The sequence below is a fragment of the Chryseobacterium sp. WG23 genome (genome assembly GCF_024586575.1).
Lineage (GTDB): Bacteria > Bacteroidota > Bacteroidia > Flavobacteriales > Weeksellaceae > Chryseobacterium.
The window spans coordinates 17689-42985 of record NZ_JALCZE010000006.1 but is presented as its reverse complement, the minus strand read 5'-3'; the positions used below and the strand labels follow the sequence as shown (position 1 = coordinate 42985).

At 36.7% G+C, this 25297-nt stretch carries 22 protein-coding genes; 7 read left to right on the top strand and 15 right to left on the bottom strand.

Going from position 1 to position 25297, the window contains the following annotated elements:
- Positions 1-18: 18 nt before the first annotated feature.
- The 3 genes from MP477_RS10530 to MP477_RS10520 form a co-directional block, all read right to left on the bottom strand.
- Complete coding sequence (locus MP477_RS10530; protein WP_257190387.1) at positions 19-561, bottom strand: lipocalin family protein; 543 nt, start codon at positions 559-561, stop codon at positions 19-21.
- A 73-nt stretch (positions 562-634) separates the two neighbouring features.
- Positions 635-1369, bottom strand: a complete 735-nt coding sequence (locus tag MP477_RS10525) for a LytTR family DNA-binding domain-containing protein (RefSeq protein ID WP_230037863.1) — start codon at positions 1367-1369, stop codon at positions 635-637.
- 167 nt (positions 1370-1536) lie between these two features.
- Positions 1537-3321, bottom strand: coding sequence for a histidine kinase (locus tag MP477_RS10520; RefSeq protein ID WP_257190386.1), 1785 nt, complete (start codon positions 3319-3321; stop codon positions 1537-1539).
- Between the two features lie 192 nt (positions 3322-3513).
- Here MP477_RS10520 and MP477_RS10515 point away from each other — a divergent pair, with 192 nt between their 5' ends.
- From MP477_RS10515 to MP477_RS10505, 3 genes are all read left to right on the top strand, one after another.
- Positions 3514-5265, top strand: a complete 1752-nt coding sequence (locus tag MP477_RS10515) for an amidohydrolase family protein (protein ID WP_257190385.1) — start codon at positions 3514-3516, stop codon at positions 5263-5265.
- 211 nt (positions 5266-5476) lie between these two features.
- A complete protein-coding gene (locus MP477_RS10510) occupies positions 5477-6151 on the top strand; it encodes an SIMPL domain-containing protein (RefSeq protein WP_230037869.1) in 675 nt (224 codons plus the stop codon).
- 153 nt (positions 6152-6304) lie between these two features.
- Complete coding sequence (locus tag MP477_RS10505; RefSeq protein WP_257190384.1) at positions 6305-7906, top strand: DUF4139 domain-containing protein; 1602 nt, start codon at positions 6305-6307, stop codon at positions 7904-7906.
- Between the two features lie 1291 nt (positions 7907-9197).
- Here the strand turns inward: MP477_RS10505 and MP477_RS10500 are convergent.
- The gene (locus MP477_RS10500; RefSeq protein ID WP_257190383.1) at positions 9198-10403 is read right to left on the bottom strand and encodes an FAD-binding oxidoreductase; all 1206 of its coding nucleotides are present in this window, start codon (positions 10401-10403) and stop codon (positions 9198-9200) included.
- Between the two features lie 117 nt (positions 10404-10520).
- Here MP477_RS10500 and MP477_RS10495 point away from each other — a divergent pair, with 117 nt between their 5' ends.
- Positions 10521-10901, top strand: coding sequence for an STAS/SEC14 domain-containing protein (locus MP477_RS10495; RefSeq protein ID WP_230037875.1), 381 nt, complete (start codon positions 10521-10523; stop codon positions 10899-10901).
- A gap of 70 nt (positions 10902-10971) precedes the next feature.
- On the opposite strand, the gene MP477_RS10490 is transcribed toward MP477_RS10495, so the two are convergent.
- Positions 10972-12168: an MFS transporter gene (locus MP477_RS10490; protein ID WP_230037877.1), complete on the bottom strand. Its 1197-nt coding sequence runs from the start codon at positions 12166-12168 to the stop codon at positions 10972-10974.
- A 179-nt stretch (positions 12169-12347) separates the two neighbouring features.
- Between MP477_RS10490 and MP477_RS10485 the strand changes: the two genes are divergently transcribed.
- Complete coding sequence (locus MP477_RS10485) at positions 12348-13247, top strand: AraC family transcriptional regulator (RefSeq protein WP_230037879.1); 900 nt, start codon at positions 12348-12350, stop codon at positions 13245-13247.
- 254 nt (positions 13248-13501) lie between these two features.
- On the opposite strand, the gene lipA is transcribed toward MP477_RS10485, so the two are convergent.
- Positions 13502-14368, bottom strand: a complete 867-nt coding sequence (lipA, locus tag MP477_RS10480; RefSeq protein ID WP_027374985.1) for a lipoyl synthase — start codon at positions 14366-14368, stop codon at positions 13502-13504.
- A 219-nt stretch (positions 14369-14587) separates the two neighbouring features.
- On the opposite strand from lipA, the gene MP477_RS10475 reads away from it, so the two are divergent.
- Positions 14588-15025: a DUF6526 family protein gene (locus tag MP477_RS10475; protein WP_230037880.1), complete on the top strand. Its 438-nt coding sequence runs from the start codon at positions 14588-14590 to the stop codon at positions 15023-15025.
- A 195-nt stretch (positions 15026-15220) separates the two neighbouring features.
- On the top strand, positions 15221-16327 hold the full coding sequence (locus MP477_RS10470; protein WP_257190382.1) for a DNA topoisomerase IB: 1107 nt from the start codon (positions 15221-15223) through the stop codon (positions 16325-16327).
- Between the two features lie 169 nt (positions 16328-16496).
- Here MP477_RS10470 and MP477_RS10465 read toward each other — a convergent pair whose 3' ends face one another.
- The 9 genes from MP477_RS10465 to MP477_RS10425 all read right to left on the bottom strand — a co-directional run bounded on the left by MP477_RS10465 (position 16497) and on the right by MP477_RS10425 (position 25262).
- A complete protein-coding gene (locus MP477_RS10465; protein ID WP_257190381.1) occupies positions 16497-17384 on the bottom strand; it encodes a helix-turn-helix domain-containing protein in 888 nt (295 codons plus the stop codon).
- A gap of 142 nt (positions 17385-17526) precedes the next feature.
- Positions 17527-19773: a TonB-dependent receptor gene (locus tag MP477_RS10460; RefSeq protein WP_257190380.1), complete on the bottom strand. Its 2247-nt coding sequence runs from the start codon at positions 19771-19773 to the stop codon at positions 17527-17529.
- A gap of 200 nt (positions 19774-19973) precedes the next feature.
- Complete coding sequence (locus MP477_RS10455; protein ID WP_257190379.1) at positions 19974-20861, bottom strand: urea transporter; 888 nt, start codon at positions 20859-20861, stop codon at positions 19974-19976.
- A gap of 146 nt (positions 20862-21007) precedes the next feature.
- Positions 21008-21709, bottom strand: coding sequence for a hypothetical protein (locus tag MP477_RS10450; RefSeq protein WP_257190378.1), 702 nt, complete (start codon positions 21707-21709; stop codon positions 21008-21010).
- A gap of 139 nt (positions 21710-21848) precedes the next feature.
- Positions 21849-22637: an urease accessory protein UreD gene (locus MP477_RS10445; protein WP_257190377.1), complete on the bottom strand. Its 789-nt coding sequence runs from the start codon at positions 22635-22637 to the stop codon at positions 21849-21851.
- Positions 22637-23275, bottom strand: a complete 639-nt coding sequence (ureG, locus tag MP477_RS10440) for an urease accessory protein UreG (protein WP_230037894.1) — start codon at positions 23273-23275, stop codon at positions 22637-22639. Before ureG ends, MP477_RS10445 begins: the two co-directional genes overlap by 1 nt.
- A 152-nt stretch (positions 23276-23427) precedes the next feature.
- A complete protein-coding gene (locus tag MP477_RS10435) occupies positions 23428-24120 on the bottom strand; it encodes an urease accessory protein UreF (protein ID WP_257190376.1) in 693 nt (230 codons plus the stop codon).
- Positions 24113-24622: an urease accessory protein UreE gene (ureE, locus tag MP477_RS10430; RefSeq protein WP_257190375.1), complete on the bottom strand. Its 510-nt coding sequence runs from the start codon at positions 24620-24622 to the stop codon at positions 24113-24115. The genes MP477_RS10435 and ureE overlap by 8 nt, the downstream gene beginning before the upstream one ends.
- Positions 24612-25262, bottom strand: coding sequence for a hypothetical protein (locus MP477_RS10425; RefSeq protein ID WP_257190374.1), 651 nt, complete (start codon positions 25260-25262; stop codon positions 24612-24614). The genes ureE and MP477_RS10425 overlap by 11 nt, the downstream gene beginning before the upstream one ends.
- Positions 25263-25297 lie beyond the last annotated feature (35 nt).

Below are 25297 nucleotides of genomic sequence, written 5' to 3'. Positions count from 1 at the left end.
ATGATTGGTCCTTATTATTTATTGATTATGTTTCACCCAGATAAGTTCGTCTGTATTATATCCTAATTTCTTTGCTTTTTCTATGAATCTTTGGCGCATACTTTCAGGAATATTAGGGGTTCTGGATAAAATCCAGAGGTATTTTAAACTGCTTCCTGCCACCAGGGCATACTGATATTCTTCATCAATATCAATCACATTATAGCCTGCCCAAAACGGCTTAAAGAATGCCACTTTGAGCCTGGCCTCTGTTTTATCTTTTACAAATCTGGCTTCACCAATGGCTTCTTTCCATTCTTTTTTCACGTAATTATAGCCCTTATTGTTTACTTTTACTGTTCCATCCGGATTTTCTGAATATTCTGCGGTGACATTATCCATATCCCTTTCGAAACGGTAATCAAAACGGGCTATTTCATACCATCTTCCGAGATATTTTTTAATATCAAAATTCTTTACCACTTTAGCTCCTGTGGGAACTCCCACCGAATAGGAATTAAAAATGATCAATCCGAGTGCTCCCAGTGAAACGGGAAGTATAATTTTGTGAAGAGTTTTCATAACAGAAAATTTTGCGTGGTTCTTATAAAAACTTCAAAAATAATGCCTTTACGCTGTTAAAGATTGGTAAATTCTATGAAAAAACTTTCAGAAAACCATCTTTAAAACTACCGGAAACTTCAATCTCCGTATCATCAGAAAGCATTACTGTTCCACTTTTATGATAAGATTTTACAAAATCTGTATTGATAATATGGGAGCGGTGCACTCTTACAAAAGGGTTTTCCAGCAAATCATCAAAATGTTTTAAAAAACGGCAAACCATTTTTTTGGAACCATCAGTAAGATATACCTGAGTAAAATTACCATCTGCCTGAAGCCGGACAATATCCTCCGTTTTCACCACATCAAAGCCTTGTAAGGTGGGAAGTATAAGCTGTTGTTTTTCGGGTTTCAGCTTTAAGTTTTCAAGCAGAATTTTATTCCTGTTGAGCTCATCTTTTTTCTCAAGGCTCTCCACAACTTTGTTGACTGCCAGAATGAGCTCCTGGATATCAATAGGTTTTAAAATATAATAACTTGCCGATTTATTTAAAGCCTGTAATGAATACTGTGAGAATGCTGTAATGAAAATGGTTTCATAGGAAAATTCTTTAGTTGCTTCCAGAACATCGAAAGCATTTCCAAAAGGCATCTCTACGTCTAAAAACACCAATTGTGGCTGTTTCTCAGCAATCAGGGGAACCGCTTGTTTTATATTTTCTGCTTCGCCAAGAATTTCCACCTGCGGACAATACTTAGTAATATAATTTCTCAGCACTTCTCTGGCTATGAGTTCATCGTCTACGATTACGGCTTTTATTTTCATAGGATAGGTTTTTTAATAGGCAACAGCTAGTAGGTGGCAGGTAATAATTTGAAGATCACAACCGGAATTGTTTATTCGTTTTTAAATTTTAATGTTTAGTATGTAGTTTTTGTACAGTTCCGGAGCATAGAGAAAACAATGTTAATAAATACTTCATGTCAATGCATTTACATGAGGTTAATTTTTATAGTCACCAGCACTCCACTGCTATTCTCTTTGTCTTTTACACTACAGGTTATATTTTTTTTATACAGGTCATTCAGCAGCTGTATTCTTTCCAGTGTGTTTTTCATTCCTCTGCCTTCTCTTGTTTTTTGATGCTCGGTTTTCTGTTTTTTACTTTCTTCAATTCCTATTCCATTATCTTCAATAGTCACCTTTACATATTGCTCTACTTTTTCAAAATTCAGTTTTAAAAATCCTTTTTCAGTTCTGTAGCGCAATCCGTGCCAGATCGCATTTTCAAGAAATGGCTGTACAAGCATTCCGGGTACCAGCTGGCTTTGTACATTCAGATTCTCATCTATATCAACTTCATAATCAAATTTGTCTGCAAACCGTGTTTTTTCCAGGGCAAGATAGTTCTGAAGAAGATCCAGCTCCTGTTGGAACGGGATAAAATCTTCTGTAGAGTTTTCCATTACCCCCCGCATCAGCTTAGAGAATTTTGTCAGATACTGGTTGGCTTCCAGTTCGTTATTGGTGGCTATAAAATGATTAACGCTGTTCAGGCTATTAAAAATAAAATGAGGATTCATTTCTCTTCTTAGCGACTGAAGGGCAATCTTCTTATTTTTGGTCTGAACTTTTTTCAGGGTCCTGAAAATAAAAATGATCAGGCCTGTCAACAGGATTAAAGCTCCAATCAGACCATAATTGAAAACATTTTTCTTGCGGATCAGCTCATCTTTCAGTTCTCTTTCTTTTTCGAGCTGAGAAATCCGCTGTTCTGTATCTTCCAGAATTTTATTGTCTACCAGACTTCTGTCTTTGGAAACCAGATCAGGAAGTTTTCCTAAAAAGTCTCTGTACAACGACACTGAAGCATCTGTATTTCCTGCTATATTGTAAAGGCTGTCCAGTTTTTTCACACTTTTTTGTGCTTCCAGTGTATGTCCTTTATCTAAAGCAATACCATAGGCATTTTTCAATAAGGCAACAGCCTCCTCTGTATCGTTCTTTTTTATATAAATATCTGCCAGTTCCTGAATCTGATTAACTTTCTCCTGAGAATCATCTTTTACGAAGTCTTCTTTCATCACCTTCTTTTTGGCCGCTATCGCTTTATCAAAATTTTTATTTTCAACATACAGATTCGCCAGCTTCTGATTAATTTCCAATGCCTGTTGTGGAGCCTCTTTTTTTGAAATCTTATAAGCAGCATTCAGGTTATCTTCAGCTTTAGAGACCTCATTCCGTTGTATATTGACATCTGCTAACTGGCTATATCCTTCTGCTAAACCGGTCTGCTCTTTTTCTTTTCTGATGAGATTGATATTACTCTGGATAGCTTCAGTCTTTTGCTCAGGTGTAGGAGAAGAAAGTCTGGTCACATCATTGGAATTAACGGCTCTGCTTTTTTCAGAATACCCCACTTGTGCTGCCATACTGTAATTGCTGATAGCGGGTGATATTTTATTCTGCTTTTCCTGAGACTGGGCTAATCTTCGGGTTACTTTTTCAATATTGGGTTTATCGTTAACCTTTTCATAGATCTTTTTAGCTTTTGTATAGTATTCTTCGCTTTTCGGAAAGTTTCCGTCATTGAAAAATGTTTCCCCAATATTATAGTAAGAATCAGCCTGAGCAGGTTCATTTTGGGTATCAATAGCTTTTTTCAGCTTCCTGGTTTCTACCTGAACTTCTTCCACAGCCTTAGTACTGCTTTGAGAATAGGTGCTATTTCCCAAAATCATTAGTAAAAGGATCGTAAAAAGTCTAAGTATTTTCATAAAACAAAGATATACATATATATAGTCTGCTCAAAAACTATTCACCAAGCGAAGCTGCCCGTTCACCAAGTTGAGTCCTCTAAGAAAAATCAATACCTCCAGGACTTCAATCTTCATAAAAAACACAAAACATTATATTTCAAATCAATAAGGCTTTATTATATTTGTATCCTCACCTCACTGTATAAGATCATGAAAAAATTTCAAATAGCATTAGCTGTTATTCTGTGTTTCAACAGTATCCGGGCTCAGATCTATATTCAAAATGTAACCGTCGCAGATGTAATTCATAAGAAAATGATTCCCGCTCAGACGATCATTATGAATAATGGAAAGATTACCAAAATAAAACCAAGCAAACAGATTAACATACCCCAGAATTCACACGTCATCAATGGTGAAGGTAAATATCTGATTCCGGGAATGACAGATGCCCATATCCATTTTTTTCAAAGCGGAAGTTTATATACAAGACCTGATGCACTTGATCTGAGAAAACATGTTCCTTATGAGGAAGAGATCAGCTGGGGACATGATAATATGGAAAACCTTCTTCAGTATTATCTTAAAGCCGGGATAACTTCTGTGATTGATCCCGGGGCTACCTACAATTTTCTTCTTCTCAGGGATTCTTTACAAAAGAATAAAAGATTACCCACGGTCTATATGTCCGGACCTCTTATTACCACCTATGAGCCTGAAGTTTTTAAAAACCTCAGTAAAGATGAACCTTTCAAACTGGCTCTCACGGCGGAAGAAGCCAGAAAATGGGTACAGGAACAGCTTCCTTATAAACCAGACTTTATCAAGATATGGTATATTGTTTTGGGAGATGCCAAAAAAAAGAAAGAGGAAGCCCAAAAACTGGAACCTGTAATAAAGGCTACTATTGAAGAAGCCCACAAAAACAATCTTAAAGTAGCAGTACATGCTACAGAACGTTTTACAGCAGAAACAGCAGTGATGAACGGTGCTAATTATCTTGTTCATAATATAGAAGATGAAGTGGTTTCGGATGATTTTGTAAAACTTTTACAGTCTAAAAAAGTGATCCTATGCCCTACCCTCACCGTAATGGACAATTATTACGACACCTATGCACAGAAGAAAAATTATAATACCTACGAACTTGAGCATTCCAATCCGAAAAGTATTGGTTCTATGTATGATTTAAAGCATCTGAAAGATACCTCAGATTCTGCAATGATAAAGAAATATAAACTAAGATTCAATTCTCCTCAGATAAAGGCCTATGTTTCAAAAACAGATTCTATCAGGAGAATTAATCTGAAGAAACTGACCGATGGCGGAGTAACGATTGCTGCCGGTACAGATGCCGGAAATATTGGAACCCAGCATGGCACTTCTTTTATCAACGAACTTAAAGCTATGAAGGAAAGTGGTATGAACAGCTGGCAGCTTCTACAGTCGGCAACCATCAATCCGGCTAAAATTCTTAATAAAGAAGCTCAATATGGCAGTATAGAAGAAGGAAAAGTTGCAGATCTTGTTCTGTTGAATGCCAACCCTATTGAAAATCTGGAAAACCTCACCCAGATTGATACTGTTATCAAAAACGGACAGCCCCTGAATCCCAATACAATACCGGAAACAACAAATGAAACATTGGTTCAGCAACAGGTAAATGGCTATAATGCCAGAAATATAGATGCCTTTCTGGAACCTTATGCAGAAGATGTGGAGCTGTATTCATTTCCTTCCAAACTATTAAGCAAGGGAAAAGAAGCGATGAGAAAGAGCTATGAGAAATTATTTGCCAATCATCCTGACCTTCATTGTGAAGTCAGACAGAGAATCACCAACCTAAATACCATTATTGATAGAGAAAGTGTTTCCGGGGTAAAACCGGATAAAAAGATAGAAGCTACCGCTATTTACGAGATCAAAAATAATAAAATAGCAAAGGTTTATTTTCTGTATTAATTTAATTTCATTCCAATAAGGAAGCTTATTATGAGCTAAAATAATAATTTAGCAGCTTAGTCTTTTTAAAGCAGTCTTATGTAGAGATTCCTTTTTGTACCCGTTCACCAAGTGAAAGTTCCTTTTCACCAAGTCTTCCGGTTTTCAGTTTCAGATCTCCCTAATTTTACTTCAGAATTTAAAATTATTTACAATTAAAAAACAGGAAATTATGAAATTGAAACATTTTTTATTAATCGGAATTTTAACTTTGGGGAGCTTTGTAAACGCTCAGGAAGTAAAGAAAAACGCAATTGAAGTAACCGGTGTTGCCGAAATGGAGATAGAACCCGATGAAATCATTTTCAGTATCGGAATAAAGGCAGACAACAAAAATGAACTGGCAGACAATGAAAAGAAATTGTTTGAAACCTTAAAGAATGCCGGAGTAAAGAATGAAGACATCAAATTTAAATCGATGTATCAGAATATATACTCTAAAACGGCCAAGTTCACTAAAAGCTATCAGTTTAAAGCCAATACAAAATCAAACATCAGTAAGATTTTTGAAGACCTCAATCAGAAATGGGTAAGCAGCCTGAATATTGCAGAGGTAAAGAATACCAAGATTGCAGATTTCAGAAAAACAGTAAAAATCAATGCCTTAAAAGCAGCCAAAGAAAAGGCAGATTACCTGTTGGAAAGTATGGGTAAAAAAACAGGAAATGCTATTGAAATTATAGAAATAGAAGATTATACCAGTGATACTATAATGCCTGTTGCCTACAAAGGGAGAATGAACAGCGTACAAATGGAAATGGCAGATGCTGCGGTAGATTATTCTTTTGATAATATTGAAAACATCAAACTGAAATACAGTATCAAAACAAGATACGAAATCCTTTAAAAATAACAGATGTAAGAAGACAGCCTCAAAAGGGCTGTTTTTCTTTTTTATGCTTTATCAGATTTACCAAGTGAAACCTGCATTTCACCAAGTCTCCCGAATTTCAGCCTTAAATAGGGATAATTTTACTCTAGAAATTCAAAATAATAAACGATGAAACGTTATTTTTTACTATTAATGACATTTTCAGTTGCCTTTTTAAAAGCACAGGAAATAAAGAAAGAAATTGATGTAAAGCAGGCTACCGTATTTCTACAAGGGGCAAAAGTCTTTGGAAATACTAATGTGAGCCTTCAAAAAGGAATCAATAAGGTAAGAATTATCAATCTTCCCAATAATCTGGATGAGAATACGTATAAAATCAATCTTGAAAAAAATACAACACTTCTTTCCATTACGCCCCAAAATAATTTTTTGAAAGATGATGAGCTGTCTGATGGTGAAAAGAAGCTGGAAGATGACAGAAAAAAACTTCAGCGACAGGTGAACCTTTTGAATATTCAGGTGAAAAACCTGACGGGAGAACAGAATATCATCAATGATAACTTAAAAGTATCAGCTAATGATAAATCTACTCCTCAGGAACAGCTTGTTAAGCTCACTGAGTTTTACAGAAAGAGAATGCTGGAAATTGATAACCAGGTCTTTTTACTGAATGAGCAGAAAGATGTTCTCGACGAAAGTATTACCAAGCTTAATAAACAGTCTGCTGAGGAGCAAACACACAAAAATACCAACAGAAAAGAGCTCCTGCTTGAAATTCTTGCTGATTATGACACCAGTCTGAATTTAGGGGTAAGCTATATTGTTTCAGATGCCGGCTGGATCCCTTCTTATGATCTGCGTGCAGAATCTGTAAAAAAGCCTCTTGAAATGATCTATAAAGGAAAAATTTATCAGAAGACCGGACAGGACTGGAAAAACATCAAGCTGTTTGTCTCCACCTATAGACCCTCCTATAACCAAAACAGACCTATTTTATCTCCATTGTATGTTGCTGAATATACGCCTTACAATCCTCAGATAGAAGTAGCAGGTTATCAAATTAAAAAAGAGGCTGCTGCAGTAAATGCCTACCAGATGAGAGCAGATAAAGCGATAACACCAAGCCAGGTTCCTATAGCTTCTGTTTCTGACAGCCAAATGAATGTGATTTATGAACTTAATTACAATCAGACTATTGTAAGTCAGGAAAAAGAACAGTATGTTATCCTTGATAAAAAGCAGATTGATGCCACTTACAAATACCATACAGTTCCGAAAGTAAACAACCAGGTATTCCTGATGGCTTTTGTGAAAAACTGGCAGCAGCTCAACCTTATTACGGGAGAGGCAAACATCTATTTTGACGATAATTATATTGGAAAAACAACCATCACCAGCAATTATGTAAAAGATAAATTCCCAATTTCTCTGGGTGTAGATGAAAGAATTACGGTAAAAAGGAGTAAACTGGAAGATAAGACATCCCAAAAAGCAATGAATTCTAATAAATGGGAAACAGAATCTTATCAGATCAGCATCCGAAACAATACCAAAGAAAGTATTGAACTGGAAATTCTCGATCAACTGCCGATCAGTGAGAACTCTAAAATTTCGGTTAAGGCAGTAGAAACCGGAGGTGGAAGTCTTGATGAAAAAACAGGAAGTATTCTCTGGAACAAAAACATCAGCTCAGGAGGTTCGGAAAAAATAAACTTCTCTTATGAAGTAAAGTATCCAAAAGATATGCAGATCCAATATTACAGCAGATAACTTTAAAACCGATGGCTCAATTTTAGTCATCGATTTTTTTTATAAACAGCTTACTTTACTATAACCACAAAAGTCACAAAAGATTTTGAACACTTAAGTTTATTTTAAGTGACAAGCTTTGCGTATAGAAGTGCACTTAAGTTTTTAAAATCTGTGATTTTCATGGATATCACGATGAATATTACAATGGAAGACGTGATATTCCTTTCCTCTGGAGGGATGGCCAAAATTCAAAGAATTTTTGACGGCCTGGTTAAAACTACACTCACAAAATTAATTTAAAGAGTTATTAAACAGTCTGTTTGTCATTCCGCAGGAATCTCCACAACGTATTTTCTTTACATCATCTAGATTCCTTCTGAATGACAAAAATTACACTCTAGCCACAATAGAAGATTCAACGTAGTTAAAAGGCACAAAAGCTTTTAAACACTTAAGCTTATTTAAGTGACAGGCTTTGCGTATAGAAGTGCACTTAAGTTTTGAAAATCTGTGATTTTCATGGATATCATGATGAATATTATAATGGAAGACGTGATATTCCTCTCCTCCGGAGGGATGGCCAAAATTCAAAGAATTTTTGACGGCCTGGTTAAAACTACACTCACAAAATTAATTTAAAGAGTTATTAAACAGTCTGTTTGTCATTCCGCAGGAATCTCCACAACGTATTTTCTTTACATCATCTAGATTCCTTCTGAATGACAAAAATTACACTCTAGCCACAATAGAAGATTCAACGTAGTTAAAAGGCACAAAAGCTTTTAAACACTTAAGCTTATTTAAGTGACAGGCTTTGCGTATAGAAGTGCACTTAAGTTTTGAAAATCTGTGATTTTCATGGATATCACGATGAATATTACAATGGAAGACGTGATATTCCTCTCTTCCGGAAGGATGACCAAAATTCAAAGAATTTTTGACGGCCTGGTTAAAACTACACTCACAAAATTAATTTAAAGAGTTATTAAACAGTCTGTTTGTCATTCCGCAGGAATCTCCACAACGTATTTGCTTTACATCATCTGGATTCCTTCTGAATGACAAAGATTACACTCTAGTCACAATAGAAGATTCAACGTAGTTAAAAAGCACAAAAGCTTTTAAACACTTAAGCTTATTTAAGTGACAGGCTTTGCGTATAGAAGTGCACTTAGGTTTGAAAATCTGTGATTTTCATGGATATCATGATGAATATTATAATGGAAGACGTGATATTCCTCTCTTCCGGAGGGTGGCGAAAATTCAAAGAATTTTTGACGGCGTGGTCTTACAACAACTTACCTCCTCATCACCTTCCAAATTTAAAATAACGCGATAGGGCATGTTTCTTATTTTTCATAAACAACGAAGCCATTTCCATTCCTGTTACGGAAAAGGTAATTCCATTTCCACCAAAACCCAGAACAAAATATGAATTTTTAAATTTTTTATGTTCTCCTATATAAGGAAGTCCGTCTTTAGTTTCCCCAAAAGTTCCCGCCCAAACGAAATCGGGATAAAAATGATAATCCGGCTTTATTTTCTTTAGGGTTTTCAGTATTTCTTTTTCCTTTTTATCTAATAGGGCATCTCTTTTCTCTGCATTATAAAAGTCTTCATCACCTCCTCCTATTAAGAGCCTTCCATCATCGGTAGTTCTCATATACAGATAAGGGTTATCAGTATTCCAGACTAGTGTATTGCTGATATTTTTAAATTTATCTGTATCAATTTCTGAAACAACAGCGTAGGTACTTTTCAGGTTTACAAAATTTTCTTTTAACAGGTTTTTACTTTCATAACCAATACAGTAGATAATTTTCTTTGCTTTGATCTGAAATCCACTATCGACAGTCACCAGGTTAAACCCTTTATGATAGTCTACTTTTGTCATCCCGGTCTTATCGAAAATTTTCAATCCTTTCTTTATATTATGTCTGAATAATTCATGAGCAAATCGAAAAGCATCGATACTGGCACCCTGTCTGGATATAATTCCGCCATAAGTATTTTCAAATCCAAATTGGTTCAACACCTGTTCTCCGTCCAGCCATTTCACTTCAAAACCTGCATTCTTTCTGGCTTTACACTCTTTTTTCAGCCATTCGGTATCTTTTTTTCTGGACGCAAAATACAGTGATTTTTTCCGTTTGAATCCTGCATCAGATTTTATTAATGCTGAAAGCATCTCAATGGTATCAATAGCATCAGAGCAGGCTTTGTAACTTAAAACCGCAGCCTTTTCTCCTATCTTTTCCTGTAATTCAAAAAGAGGAATATCTATTTCGTACTGCAGCATGGAGGTAGTAGCTGAGGTACTTCCGTTACACAGTTCCCTTTTATCAATAAGAATTGTATCATATCCATCTCTTACCATCTGATGGGCAATAAGGCTTCCTGTAATTCCGCCACCAATGATAAGTACATCACATTTTTCATCTGATTTCAGAGAGGGATAAGAGGCGACAAGTCCATTCTTTAAAAGCCAAAAAGGTTCGTTAGATTTGAGATCCATATTTATATTTTACATTAAAAATAACAATATTTACAGGAATTTTAACAACTTATTGGCAACTTATGGTTTAATTATTGTAGTTGCCTTTAAAATCAAACCACCATAAAATATTTTACTATGATAACAATTATTCCAGAAGCTCCGGAAAATGTTGCTGCATTCAATGCAACGGGAGAAGTAACGAGAGAGGATTTTGAAAGACTGGTAATTCCGCATGTAAAAGAAAAAGTAGATCAATTTGGCGAGCTTAATTATTTACTGTACCTGGATACTGATCTGGATAAATTTACTATAGGTGCATGGCTTGAAGATGCTCTTTTAGGATTAAAAAACCTTACCAAATGGAACCGTACAGCTATTGTCACAGACAAGGAAGGTGTACAGAATTTTACAGACATTTTCAGTGTCGTTATGCCGGGAGAGTTTAAATCTTTCCCAAAAGAAAACTTATACAATGCGCTCTACTGGTGTAAAAACGGAAATGAGGTAGAGGTATAAACCTATTTACAAAAAAAAGCTGTTTCCCTATGGAAGCAGCTTTTTGTATAGAGAATAAAATCTTTTCTTTTTATTTGTCACATGAAACACATTCTGTAACAGTTTCTTCAGTAGATGGTTTACCGTACAAATACATATATCTTACGCTTACCACAACACCTATAAAGGTCATTCCGACCCCTACCAGAGCTGGATAATTGAAAGGCAGCCCATATTCTAATGGAATTCCTCCAAAAAAAGCTCCCATAGCATTGGCAATATTAAAGCCGGCCTGCATAAAAGCGGCAGCCATCATTTCGCTATTGGGTGCTGCTTTCATCATCATAATATTAATGGGTGAAGCAATAGACATTGACAGTGCTCCACACATGAACGTAAGTATAAGAGCAATATTCTGATGTTCAGAAAGGAAAAATACTCCTGTAAGAGAGATCATCATCAGAAAAATCAGTAATGCGCAGGTTTTCTCCGGACCAAGCTTATCTGAAACCACACCGCCCACAAGGTTACCCACTACCATTCCGGCTCCGGCAAGAACCATTACATAGGCCATCTGACTGCTTTGGATCCCCGAAACTACTGTCATTAAAGGAGTGATATAACTAAGCCATGTGAAAAGGCCTCCAAATCCAATTGCTGTAATGGTAAGCACCAGCCACGCCTGTTTATTCTTCAGGAATTTCAGTTCTTCCAGGAAATGGGTATTCTGATTGGATTCCATCGCAGGAAGCCACAGTTTTAAAAACAATATAGCAAAAAGCCCAATCACGGCTACAATTGCAAAATACAGCCTCCAATGGAATGTATGGCCAATATACGTCACCAGAGGAACCATGACGAGGTTCGCTACAGTAAGCCCTGTAAACATCATGGATATATAAAATGCTTCTTTGCCCTTTCCTGCCATTTTAGCTGCCACTACTGTTCCCACTCCGAAGAATGCCCCATGAGGAAGTCCGGACATGAATCTTATGATCAGCATAGAGGTATAGTTTGGAGCAATAGCAGAAAGCCCGTTAAATAAAGTAAACAGGATCATAAAAGCCATCAGTACCTTTTTTGGAGGAAATTTCACCGAGTATCCGATAAGAATAGGTGCACCAATTACCACACCCATTGCATAAGCAGAAATTAAATGTCCTGTTTGAGGAATCGTAATCTCCAATGTCTTTGCAATATCCGGCAGCAATCCCATCACCGTAAACTCTGTAGTTCCTATTCCTAATCCACCTATGGCCAGCGGGATTATCCTTTTATCAATCTTCATTATATGTTCTTTTTTCTGATTTTATTTTTTATAAATTAAAAATGATAATCACCTTTACTTATGAAAGTGCAAAAATCGAAAGAAATATTGAATTTCACTGCTCTTGAAATGATATAAATTTGCTCCATATTAACCTTTTTGTTTAATTTTAAATTCAGAAACAATCAAATCAGAACAAAATGAAAATCCAGAAAGAAATTATAATGTTTGATAAAGGGAAATCTTTCAAACTTTTCTCACCTTCTTTGAAAAATTGTTTTTTCTGGCATTATCATCCTGAAATAGAGCTTGTTTATGTAGAAGCCACCAATGGAATCCGACATGTAGGAAAAGATATTTCCGGCTTTACAGAAAGTGATTTGCTGTTGATAGGTTCCAATGTACCTCATCTGAATTTTGATTACGGTATTCAGACAGAATGTAAACAGCTTGTATTGCAAATGCATGAAAATTTCCTTCAGGATATTATTCTGCCTGTTCCGGAATATGAAGAGATCAAAAATCTGTTGGAGAGATCTTATCTTGGATTATCCTTCTCCGGGGAAACAAAAAAAATAATTGTAGAAAGGCTTCAGTCTATGAAAGAAAAAAATTCTTTTGCATCCCTCATCGGACTGATGGAAATTCTGCAGATCCTTGCAAATTCTACAGATGTAAAAGAACTCAATAAAGAAGACACCAGAATAAAATGGTTTTTGAATGACAAGATCAGAATGGGAACCATCTATGACTATATCCATGAAAATTATGACCGGAAACCTAATGTAAATGAAATTGCAAAGATAGTCAGCCTGAGTACTCCTGCTTTCTGCCGTTATTTTAAAAAGCAAACGAATATGACTTTTACAGATTTTGTGAATAATTACAGAATTAACCAGGCCAAAATATTTCTGCTGAAAGATTGTTCTGTAACGGAAGTCTGTTTTCAGGTGGGATTTGAAAGCCTGTCCTATTTTAATAAATTATTTAAACAGCACACCGGAGAAACACCGTCTGAGTTTAAGAAAAAACAATTTAAACCTATTGAGATCAATGGAAGGATCGGAATTATTACCAAGGAATCTTCATGTAATAAATAATCCCGAAGATTTTTAGGTTTCGGCTAAAGCCACATTGATTGGATCTATATATAAAATGGGCTAAAGCCCATTCCTATTGAATTTTAATAGTAAAATATTTATATTCTTTATTCTTTATTCTTTATTCTTTATTCTTTATTCTTTATTCTATTAAAAAAGTCCATCCTATCCACCCGGTAGCCTAACCTATACCCTATTATCCGTCACCTACTGATATATAAAAAGCCGCTCATTTCTGAACGGCTGTATATTTTCTAGTGAATATGTTTTTCTGCGTGGTAAGAACTTCTTACAAGAGGTGAGCTCTCAACATGTCTGAATCCTAAGCTTCTTGCAAAATCTCCAAACTCATCAAACTCTTCCGGAGTAATGAATTTTTTTACAGGAAGGTGTTTCTTAGTAGGCTGAAGATATTGCCCAAGAGTAATGACATCTACATTTGCATTTCTGATGTCTTCAATCGTTTGAAAAACCTCATCTCTGGTTTCTCCCAGACCAAGCATTACACCGGTTTTGGTTCTTCTTTGTCCTGCTTCTTTTAGGTATCTTAAAACCTCAAGGCTCCTTTCATATTTTGCCTGAATTCTCACTTCTCTGGTTAACCGTTTTACGGTTTCCATATTATGAGAGATTACTTCAGGAGCAACTTCCACTAATCTGTCAAGATGTTTGGTAATTCCCTGGAAGTCCGGAATCAATGTTTCCATTGTGGTTCCCGGAGAAATTCTTCTTACAGCATTTACCGTTTCACCCCAAAGGATAGATCCCATATCTTTCAAATCATCGCGGTCTACAGAGGTAAGAACGGCGTGTTTGATTTTCATTAATTTGATGGAACGGGCAACTTTTTCAGGTTCATCCCAGTTTACATCAAGCGGTTTTCCTGTTTTTACTCCACAAAATCCACAGCTTCTGGTGCAGATATTTCCCAAAATCATGAAAGTGGCGGTACCCTCTCCCCAGCATTCTCCCATATTGGGGCAGCTTCCACTTTGGCAAATTGTGTTTAGTTTATATTTATCAACCAAAGTTCTAAGTTCCCGGTAGTTCTTTCCGGTAGGAAGTTTTACGCGGATCCATTTTGGTTTTTGAACGGTAGTGTCTTGAACTGAATTTTCCATTTCTAAAATTGAAGTTCAAAGTTAAGGATTTTTTAATGGAAACCATCTACCGGAAAAATTGATGAAACTGATAATTCAACAATAAAGTTCTAATTTTCAACAGGAATCATACATTAAAACATTTATTATAATTTCTTTATAATATTATTTTCATACCACAAAACAATATTTATTATTAATAATATAATTTTTTGGAAAGATTATTGCTGTATTCCATCTATGAAAGAACAAAGCTACAGGAATCACAGGAAATTTTATACCCCTCATCATTTCATATATCTTCCCATATTAATTGTATTGGAAATTTTAGGAATTTATAAAATCACAGATGATCCGGGAAACCAACTGATCTGGGTTTTGTTTTCAATTGTGATTTTTCTGCTTTTTTATCTCGCATTTATGACCAGGCAGCATTATGCTTTGGGTCTTCAGAACCGCATGGTCATTCTGGAATTTAAGCAGCGGTATTTTGAAATTTTCAATAAAAGGTCTGATGAGATTGTTGAAAAATTAAAGTTCGACCAAATTGCTGCCCTGAGATTCACTTATGATGATGAATTTAAAGAACTTTTATATAAAGCACTTGATCAGAATATTTCCGGTGATGAAATCAAAAGATCTATAAAAAACTGGAGGGCTGATCTTCTCAGAGTCTAACACCTAAAATATATTCTTATGAAAAAATGGAGCATTTACAGCATAGCGATATTAAGTTTGCTAACACTCACAAGTTGTGAAGCAGTAGAAACAATTTTTAAGGCAGGAATGTGGTGGGGAATTATCTTAGTCGGCGCAATAGTAGTGATTCTTTTACTGATTTTTTCGAAGGGTAAAAACTCTTAACCATGTCTTATGGAGAAGAATGCAGATTTAGAAATCATTTCTCACCTTAAGCCTTCAAAAATTGTTAAAATCATGAAGGATCCGGAAGCATCTGCAAAGGCGGTACATCTTATATATACCACCGATGCAGAAACTGCCGGAATTACGCGTAAAAAAACAGGAAAGAAATATTCCTATTATAAGGACGGCGAAAAAATTAAGGATAAAGAGGAAATTACCAGAATTAATAAGCTGGTCATTCCGCCGGCCTGGGAAAACGTTTGGATCTGTGCGCTGGACAATGGCCATCTTCAGGCCACAGGTTTTGATGTAAAGAGAAGAAAACAATACCGCTACCACCCTCTTTGGAGTGCTTTAAGAAATCATACGAAATTTTACAGGATGCTTCAGTTTGGATATGCATTACCCAATATCCGTCTTCAGCTGGAACAGGATCTGGCTTTAAGGAATTTTGAAAAACGGAAGGTATTGGCGTTAATTGTCAGCCTGATGCAGAGAACCAACATCCGTATCGGCAATAATGTATATGAAAAACTATATGGATCTTTCGGGCTTACCACACTGAAGGATAAACATGTTGAAGTAAAAGGGCAAAAAATCAGTTTTTCATTTAAAGGAAAAAAAGGCATTCAGCATCATATTGACCTTAGGAGCAAAAAACTGGCAAGACTTGTTCAAAAATGTAAAGATATTCCGGGGAAAGAGCTTTTTCAATATTTTGATGGTGAAGGTACGCGCCACTCTATAGATTCCGGAATGGTAAATGAATATATCAAAGAAATAAGTGGTGAAGATTTTACAGCAAAAGACTTCAGAACATGGTCCGGAACGGTAAGTGCCCTGATCGCTTTTAAGGAAATAGGGTATGCTGAAAATGATACTCAGTATAAGAAGATGGTAAAAGAAGCACTGGATATCGTTGCCAAACATTTGGGTAATACTATCGCTGTCTGCAGAAAATATTATGTACATCCTCTGGTGATTAATCTCTACGAAAATAATACCATAAAAAAATACCTTGACGAGTTAGATATCATTGAAGAGAATGATGGCAAAGCCGGCCTTACCCAGGAAGAAAAGCTTGTTCTTAAAATTCTGGAAAATGAAAAGATGTAAAGGAAATATCACTGGTGAATAGTGAATTTGCCCCGCGATGAATTAACTCCTGTTTATCATTATTGCAGTTTCCGGATTTGCGTTGATATGAAGAATTTATTGCCTTCACTCATTGAATTGCGCAGCAAAATTGACCATTGACATTATTGTATATAATTAATCTCACTTATCAAACAGGAACTCTGCTATTTAAAAACTGTATCCTGTATTCTTTCGGGGTAATTCCTGCAATCTTTTTAAAAAGCTGCGTAAAATGTGATGCTGTATGAAAATTCAGCTCATAGGCTATCTCTGCAATGTCTTTACTTGAATGCAGCAGTGCCTTGCTGTAATTGATATCTATTTCATTAATCCATTGTTTCGGAGATTTCTGGGTAACTCCTTTCACGCATTTGTTCAGATAACTTTCTGTCACCGACAGCTTATCAGCGTAGAAAGCCACTCTTTTTTCTACGACATGATACTTAAACAGTAAATCTCTGAACTGAAGAGACAACTCCATAGGACGTGTGGCTGATTTATGATGGGTATCAGAATCTGTACTCAGCATTTTGATTAGGATAAGGTGAAGCATAGTCACCACCACATCATTTACATTAAGATTATTCAGCCATAATTCCTGTTCCATAATCGGAAGGAGCTGTGTAATAGTACCGTAAGTGAGGCTGTCCAGATTCAGAAAAGGAGTCATAAAGAAAATGCTGCTTTTATGTTTGGGTAATTCCTGTTCGGAAAGAATATTATTTTCATAGGCAAGAAAAAAACCTTCAATATCGTCAGACAATTCTACGGTAGCCGTAATTGTTCCCTGCTTGATAAAGATAACACCTGCTTTTTCAGCATGGTATTCTTTATTTTCAAGATACTGTTTAATATGCCCGTTGGTAATGAAAATAATGAAATTAAAGGTGGTACGGTATGGAATCACCGGCATCAAAATCCCTTTAAGATAATTTTCTATCCTATACAGCTGTATATCAGCATTATTAGCCAGTATCTTATCCGTTATCTGAGGTAAAAAGAGCTTTTTGTATTGAAAATTGGATAATACTTCCATCCGATGTAATGATTATTTAAAATTATACAAAATTTATTAGTTAGAATCATAGAATTTGAAAATTTGAGAATGAGTTAATTTGAAAATGAATAATACTATTCTTTATCATCCTCAAATTCCCTCACCCTCAAACGCTCCTACTCTAAAACTTATAATACACTCCCACTCTTATCCCAAAAGGGCTTCCCGGTGTATAAGTAAGGTCTGTAATTGATTCTGCTTCTCCTTTTAACTGGGTTTCTGTTGCGAACTGAGCTTCATTCCATTGTACATTGAAAAGATTGCTGACCTGAAGGTTAGCTCCCCATTTCTGGTGGTTGTAAGCCAATACCAGATCATTTACGAAATAGGCTTTTGTTCTGATGCTGTTGTCTTCTACAGCTGGTCTTGCACCAAGATAACGATATTGAAGTCCCAAAGAAAAGCCGTTCAGGAAATCCCAGTTTACAGATCCGGTACTGGTAACCACAGGTGCTAACGGAATGTAATCCTGTCCTTTTTCTTCTTCAATAAATCTGGCATGAGAATAGTTGATGTCGGCATTCAGGTAAAAATTTTCCAATGGCTGAAAACGGATTCCAAGATCTGCCCCGAAACGTCTTGATTTTCCGGAAGGTTCTACGACAGCATCATCACCTACGTAAACAAATTCCTGCTGCAGATCCATAAACCAAATAGCCGGTGTAATGATAAGCGACTTAAAAGGATGCAATCTAAGTCCGAAATCCCCACCAATTGAATATGGCAGTGTTTTTTGACCGTTAGTCGGAACAACAACTCTCAGGTCATTGGAATGAAAACCCATACCCATTTTCAGGAACCACATGATGTTATCATTTTGAGCATAGGAGAAATTTAGTTTCGGGCTCAGCCTTGTGGCTTCTTTTGACTGTCCGGATGGCAATTGTCCGGCATCCAGCAGATTATGCATATTGAAGATAAAGTGATCTACTCTCAAAGCCGGATTGATGGTCCACTTTCCTGTTTTCCATAGTAATCCTGAATAGGCATGAAGGTTGGTTTCCGTACCCGTTACATCCGACATTCTGTTCAATAACAAATCTCTGTGATACACATGATTAAGCTGAAGAGTATTAATATCATCGTTTCTTACCCCTATTCCTGAAATCCAGTTTAATGAGCTGTTGGCAAGAGAAAAGGTTTTGGTATATTTTACTTCTGCTCCATATATATTTCTTCCGTCTGCCTGCTGAATTTCGTCACCATGGTCTTTATCTTTCAAATAAAAGGTAAAATCAGAATAGAGATTAAAATTATACCTGGAATAAAAAGCCATGGCATCAATCTGCTCAGAAGGGGAAATAATATGCTTAAAATTCATCTGAAGATTTGTTCTGGATGTTTTTCCTCCTTCAGTAGGGTCTATGCTGCCCCATCTTCCAATGATTCCTTCATCTACAGCCCGCTCCGGAATCTGCCCGGAAGCATTCCATGAGGAATTGAATGTTGAAAACTGGATATTGAAATAATCATTATCTGTAAGCCATTGGTTATATTTTCCGAAAATATTGACTCTGTTAAAGTTTTGTTTTACATCAAAAGGACCGTCTGTATAGTTATATTCTGCTGCTACATACGCATTTTTTCGCCCCAGATCATCATGCAGGATATTGAACATCCCCAACACTCTTTTTGAATTAAACGAACCTCCTTCCAGTTTGATCATGCTGTTTTTCAATCCATTATAAGTTTGAAAATCAACATACCCTGCTGTATTGAAATCTCCGCGATCCATATAATAGGCTCCTTTTCCGAAATCAATATTATTAACCGTTTCAGGAATCACAAAATGAAGATCAGAATATCCCTGCCCATGGGCATGCGATACAATATTCACAGGCATTCCGTCTACATTTACGCTTACATCGGTACCATGATCGGCATCAAAACCTCTTAAAAAAAGCTGCTCAGCTTTTCCTCCTCCTGCATGCTGTGCTATAAACAATCCCGGGACTTTTCTCAGCAGGTCCTGTGCTGAATTCACCGGAAACTTATTCAAATCAACTTTGGTAATCGCCGATAAAAATGAGCTGTGATTAATGGCCACTTCAGAGATCTGAAAAGGTTTATGCTGTAAAAAAATAACTTTGTTTTTATCTTCATCGTTGGTAACCACCCATTTTACCTCATCATATCCCTGACGGCTGATCACCAGTGTATCTGGAAGAGATGGAACAGGAATAGCAAAAGTACCGTCTGTTCCTGTATGAGTATGGCTGTTTCCGTGGTCATATTTTATAAGTACGTCCGCAATGGGAAATTTGTCATCAGCATCTTTGATCAGCAACTGCTTTTCTGCTTCCTGAGCCGTCATTTTTCCAGTGAAAGCCATGATCAGAAATGCTGCTGCTATTTTAGTTATTTTCATTTTTTATTTTTTTGATAAAAAGTATGTTGTATAATATTAATGGCTGGGAGTTGAGAGTGAGACATAGAGATAAGAGACGTGAAACCTTTATCAATAGTGAATTCTGCCTCTCAGGTGAATTGTTAATCATCAGTGAAGGGATAACAATTTTGAACTTTAGCGCTAAAACGCTTTTACTCTCCCACTCTCAAACCTAAACACTATGTTTTGGCTTTAAGAAATATCTTCTGAATTAAAAGTGTAATCCATGTTCCTGTTACAAATGGAAAAGTAAGCACTCCACCTACTGCCCCCAGAGTATTGTTGTCTACAAGATAATCGTCGATAAGTACGGTTAAAACGACAGCAATAAAAACCCAAATTCCGTCTGTCTTTTTGAACCCTGAAAAAACAATTGCAGAAAGCACTGCATTGAACCCAAAAAGCCCCATATGAATTTTGTCGATAGGTTCCCCATGCATATGAGATACGTAAGAACCCAACACCGCTCCTACAAATCCATATAAAGCTGCCGCCGGAGAGCTGATAAAAACAGCAATAAAGAAAATAATACCTGAAAATACTCCGCCCTGGAAAATCACTTCCCCAAAAGCATTGGTACATGTAAGGAAATCATCATAATCCACGGGTCCTGCAGTTGCTGAAATGGCTGCCGAAGGAGGAATCTGGGTAAAATGGTGTAAAGCAAAAATGCATACCCATGTAATGATAATAAAAGGAAAAGTAAATACGGGGATTTTCTTTTGGATAAAGAAATGCTGAATAACAGCTGCCAAAACTCCTCCCAGTATAATAAGCATCCAGATGAGTACTGTCGTCTGAAACACAAAAGACAATGCTACTCCTACAAGTGCTGCACTGAAGCCGTACAATCCGGCATTAATTTCAGATTGGTCATAATTAAGCTTCATCGCAGTGAAAGTGGCAGCTGCTGTTGAAAGCAATACAGCAATACCTCCCTGCCAGCTTCCTATAAAGATACCTATAAGAAACAGAAGTCCGGTCCATCTGTTTTCCTGAAGCATAATCTGCCCGATTCCTTTTAAAACATAGTCTATAAAGGGTAGTTTTTTGAAAAGTTCGTCCATAGTTTTTTCTGTATAATGTATTTTGTACAATGTAAAATATATTGATGATTTGAATGTAGGATTGGAAGTTAATAGCTGGAAGCTAGAGGTTAGAAATTAGAAGAAAAACTTTTACCCTCAAACTCTACCACTCGAACTCAGAAACTTTACCATCCAAGAAAGACCATTCCGATGCCACAAACTGTTACCACCACTCCGCTCACAACTCCCATATATCTTTCCAGCTTATCTGTATTGAACAATGTTGAGTAGCCATAACGTCCCAGCAGAACCATTCCAAGCATTGTTAATACCGTAGTAATAGTGAATGAAGTCACCAAAACAGCAATTTCTGATATGGAATGTTTTACTCCTGAATAGAATAATAAAGGAATCAACGGTTCACTTGGCCCCATTACAAAAATCATAAAAAGGACAAGTGGAGTTACTTTTATTCTTGTTTGGGGCATGACCACTTCACTGTGATTATGTTCATACACATACACATCGTCCCCCATCACATCAAAATGCTTGTGAGGCTTGTTCCTGACAGCCTGGATCAATCCATATATTAAGTAAACACCTCCAAAGATCAACAGTGCCCATCCAGAGAAATTTCCTCTCAGGTCCTGGAACCATGAGATTTTATTCAGCTGCCAACCCAGAAATACTCCTATAAACCCTAAAATCAAGGAGCTTAATACATGTCCCAATCCGCAGACTACTGTGAGTACTGCTGTTTTCATCCCGCTCCATTTTTTAGATTTTGAGAGGACAATAAAAGGCAGATAATGATCCGGTCCTGAGGCTGTATGTATAAAGCTTATTGAAACAGCACTTAAAAGAAGTGCCCAAACTGTACTATCCATTTTTGTTTATCTATTGTTTGTTCTTTTTATTAAGTTTTGGCTAAAGCCAGTTGAAAAATATTCTTTTGTCAGCGTGGGCTAAAGCCCACTTCTATCGATAAAATCAGCCTACCTACTTCAATAAGAATCATTTTAATTTTTATTCCAGTGACCAGAGAATTTCCTGAATATGAAGGAAAAAATTGTACATCAATTCTCCGCCATGTCCCAAAACTCTTACTACAAAACCATTATCCTCCATAGCAGAAACACCTGCTTCCATTTCTTCACGGTGCTGTTCTGCGGCCTCAACAATTTCTTCAATAAGACCGTTTTTGTCTACATTCTCCTTTGTGCTGTAAAAGATCAGAGTTCCCTGATGCGTATACTGTTCCAGATTTCCGATACTGCTGATGGGGATCATATCAGGCTGAATGACAACATTGTCCTTCACTACCAGTTTATTGTCATGATAGATTTCCATAAGGTTTTGAAAACGTTTCAGCTTGAAGACTTCTCCATAATGTTTTCTCCCGCAGGTAATGATCTCACTGATGATGATCTGGCTATTTTTCCCGATCTGAATATTGGCTTTACTTTTAAAGTTGGAATCTTCATGGGGAACGATAGGATGAGGAACGTAGGCAAAGGAAGTTTCATCCTCCATGGTAACATTAAGCTCCTGAACAGCCTTATCTTTCATATTGAAAAGTCTCTGATACGACTGCGACTGCAGTTGAAGTGAAGCTCCTTTTTCCAGGGCTACATCCAAATGGTAATGGTCACCGTCCAGAATTCCCGGAGAGGAGCTCATCACCATCTGATAGAGCTTTTTGTCACTTTTTCGCTGCCCTACAGAAACCACTCTGAAAGGAAGTGAGACATAAAGATCCTTCACATAGGATTCTTCTCCCTTGAATCCTGCAATAATATGTAAACGACTATCCATTATCTTACCAAATCCGGTTCTTCAATTTCTTCTAAAAGGGCATATTTTTTAATCCAGCCGATTACTTTATCCAGTCCTTCGTCCGTTTTTAGATTCGTGAATACAAAAGGATTTCCTTTTCTCATTCTTCTGGCATCATTTTCCATGACTTCGAGGCTTGCTCCTACATGTGGCGCAAGGTCAATTTTATTAATGATCAATAAGTCTGATCTTGTAATACCGGGGCCTCCTTTTCTGGGAATTTTTTCCCCTTCTGCCACATCAATAATGAAGATCGTAACATCTGCAAGATCGGGGCTGAAGGTAGCGGAAAGGTTATCACCTCCACTTTCAATAAGTACCAGTTCGATATCCGGAAAACGGGCGGCCAGCTCATCTACAGCTTCAAGGTTCATACTTGCATCTTCACGAATGGCAGTGTGAGGACATCCTCCTGTTTCTACTCCGATAATTCTTTCATGGGGAAGAAGACTGTTTTTAGCCATAAATTCAGCATCTTCTTTGGTATAAATATCATTAGTAATGACTCCAAGATCATATTTCCCGAATAATTTTCTGCTTAAACGTTCCAATAATGCAGTTTTTCCTGATCCTACAGGTCCTGCCACTCCTACTTTTATATATTTTCTATTTTCCATTTTTTTCTAAATTTCACTTTGTTTGTTCTGACTTTTTTAACGCTAAGGGCGCTAAGCTTTTTTTGATTGAGAATATTTTAAGTTCGCAGAGGCGCTGCATTAAACAAAGAATATCAGCATTCCAATCATTTACCTTTTACCTTTTCAGCTTATTATGACATATAAAGCCTTGAATACAGTCTCTCATGCTGCATGCATCTGATATCAAAAGCCGTATTACACAGTCCCACCATATCTCTATCCAGCTCCATGGTTTCCCAGACTGTTTTTTCCATAACCGGATATAAGGAAAAAAGAATATCCTGGCCATCAAGCTGCCCCAGCGGTACCAGCTTCACAGCATTGGTGATCATCCCGGCGACTGAAGTGTAATAGAATCCTAATAAGGCTTCGTATAAAGGAATTTTCATTAAACAGGCATATACTCCAAATACAATACAGTAGTGAGAATTGGCCTCTTTATTTTTAATTGCTTTTTCAAATTCCTCCATGAAAGGAAAATTTTCTCTTCTTTTGAAGATTTTAATCAGTCTCAATCCCAATTTTTGACTGGCCTGACGGATTTCCTTTGGACATTTTATGGCATTGCATTCGTTATCAAGTTGTAACAACAATTGTAAATCCCCATTCTCTGCTGCTTTATATGCCAGTTTTACAAAAGCTCCATCATTGAATTTAAGATTGTACTGAAGCATATTCTGTACAAACTCTTTTGCCGTTTGTAAATCATGTACTATTCTTTCCTGCACATAGGTTTCAAGCCCGTTGGAATGGGTATAACCACCGATAGGAAGTGTAGGATCTGCAAGATGAAGCAGTCCTGACAAGAAGTTTATATTATTCATCTTTGGGAGCTGCCATTTTTAAGATTTTGGTAAAAATTGTTGAGCCCAGACTTCCATGTCCGTGAGGTTCAACATTGGATTTAAGGAGATTCAGCAGTTTTACGGATTGCTTTTCCGGGTTGAAACCGCTTGCCTCCAGCCATCTGAACATGGGCATTTCAAAAGGCAGCAATACTTTATCTTCCTGGATAAAAAGAGGAATATGTTTATTTCCTATTTCATAGCATACCGTTCCCATTTCCAATAAAGAGCCTGGTACCATTACAATAGCTTCTGTTTCCAGCACATTGACAGCTATTACTTTTTCTGCATCTTCGAAAAGAATATCTCCTTCACGCAAACGTTGTCCTTCCTTAAGAAATTTAATGGCAACATCAGTTCCCTGTCTGGTTTTTTTACGTTGGATCCTTTTTGTAGTTTCAAACCATTCCAGATCGAGATAATCTATGGTTTTTGCTGGAGGATTTTCGGTTAGATTGCCTATGGTTTGATTAATTATCATCTTTAGCGGATTTTTTTCTGAAGTCAAAGTTTTTGGAAATGCCTACCCCGAATGTTGAACCACTGAGTCCTGCTACATAGCTTTTTGTCCAGCCTTCCTGTTTTGTTTTGGTCTGAAGCATTGAAAGCTCAGCAAACTTGAACTTTAAAGCCCAACCCCCGCCTAACAATATCCCGATCAAAGGATAAGCACGAAGACGGAATCCATTAAAGTTCTGCATAGAATCTGCAGCTCCGGACAATTGTTGTCCCCAGACATAGTGAGCATCAACCTGCCCGATCAGTACAAAATATTTCCCAAGCATTAATGACGGACTGTACCAAATTCCCGCTTCATTTTGTTTATACATTACATGATGGTCGACAGAGTTTTGTGAGTATGCATAATTCACTCCGATAAGGTCATTATTATTGATAAAGTATCCTACTCCAAGCGGAGCACTTGAAACCGTACTGCTGCTGGTGGATGGTGTAGTAACTTTAGAGTAATCCAATGAACCATACACCATAAATTGTCCTTTTGGTCCCTCTTCATCACTTGTAAGCCTGTGTCCCCCCAGAAACTGAGCGCTTATATTTCCTGAAAGCATTGTCATTCCGGCTACAGCAAGGGAGCAAACTGTTTTATTTACGTATTTCATTCTAAACTTAGTTCTATAATTATTTTAAATTCTAT

Bases quoted from the DNA above. Each gene is read 5' to 3' on its own strand.
- MP477_RS10530 (WP_257190387.1), bottom strand. From the start codon at position 561: ATGAAAACTCTTCACAAAATTATACTTCCCGTTTCACTGGGAGCACTC.
- MP477_RS10525 (WP_230037863.1), bottom strand. From the start codon at position 1,369: ATGAAAATAAAAGCCGTAATCGTAGACGATGAACTCATAGCCAGAGAA.
- MP477_RS10520 (WP_257190386.1), bottom strand. From the start codon at position 3,321: ATGAAAATACTTAGACTTTTTACGATCCTTTTACTAATGATTTTGGGA.
- MP477_RS10515 (WP_257190385.1), top strand. From the start codon at position 3,514: ATGAAAAAATTTCAAATAGCATTAGCTGTTATTCTGTGTTTCAACAGT.
- MP477_RS10510 (WP_230037869.1), top strand. From the start codon at position 5,477: ATGAAATTGAAACATTTTTTATTAATCGGAATTTTAACTTTGGGGAGC.
- MP477_RS10505 (WP_257190384.1), top strand. From the start codon at position 6,305: ATGAAACGTTATTTTTTACTATTAATGACATTTTCAGTTGCCTTTTTA.
- MP477_RS10500 (WP_257190383.1), bottom strand. From the start codon at position 10,403: ATGGATCTCAAATCTAACGAACCTTTTTGGCTTTTAAAGAATGGACTT.
- MP477_RS10495 (WP_230037875.1), top strand. From the start codon at position 10,521: ATGATAACAATTATTCCAGAAGCTCCGGAAAATGTTGCTGCATTCAAT.
- MP477_RS10490 (WP_230037877.1), bottom strand. From the start codon at position 12,168: ATGAAGATTGATAAAAGGATAATCCCGCTGGCCATAGGTGGATTAGGA.
- MP477_RS10485 (WP_230037879.1), top strand. From the start codon at position 12,348: ATGAAAATCCAGAAAGAAATTATAATGTTTGATAAAGGGAAATCTTTC.
- lipA (WP_027374985.1), bottom strand. From the start codon at position 14,368: ATGGAAAATTCAGTTCAAGACACTACCGTTCAAAAACCAAAATGGATC.
- MP477_RS10475 (WP_230037880.1), top strand. From the start codon at position 14,588: ATGAAAGAACAAAGCTACAGGAATCACAGGAAATTTTATACCCCTCAT.
- MP477_RS10470 (WP_257190382.1), top strand. From the start codon at position 15,221: ATGGAGAAGAATGCAGATTTAGAAATCATTTCTCACCTTAAGCCTTCA.
- MP477_RS10465 (WP_257190381.1), bottom strand. From the start codon at position 17,384: ATGGAAGTATTATCCAATTTTCAATACAAAAAGCTCTTTTTACCTCAG.
- MP477_RS10460 (WP_257190380.1), bottom strand. From the start codon at position 19,773: ATGAAAATAACTAAAATAGCAGCAGCATTTCTGATCATGGCTTTCACT.
- MP477_RS10455 (WP_257190379.1), bottom strand. From the start codon at position 20,861: ATGGACGAACTTTTCAAAAAACTACCCTTTATAGACTATGTTTTAAAA.
- MP477_RS10450 (WP_257190378.1), bottom strand. From the start codon at position 21,709: ATGGATAGTACAGTTTGGGCACTTCTTTTAAGTGCTGTTTCAATAAGC.
- MP477_RS10445 (WP_257190377.1), bottom strand. From the start codon at position 22,637: ATGGATAGTCGTTTACATATTATTGCAGGATTCAAGGGAGAAGAATCC.
- ureG (WP_230037894.1), bottom strand. From the start codon at position 23,275: ATGGAAAATAGAAAATATATAAAAGTAGGAGTGGCAGGACCTGTAGGA.
- MP477_RS10435 (WP_257190376.1), bottom strand. From the start codon at position 24,120: ATGAATAATATAAACTTCTTGTCAGGACTGCTTCATCTTGCAGATCCT.
- ureE (WP_257190375.1), bottom strand. From the start codon at position 24,622: ATGATAATTAATCAAACCATAGGCAATCTAACCGAAAATCCTCCAGCA.
- MP477_RS10425 (WP_257190374.1), bottom strand. From the start codon at position 25,262: ATGAAATACGTAAATAAAACAGTTTGCTCCCTTGCTGTAGCCGGAATG.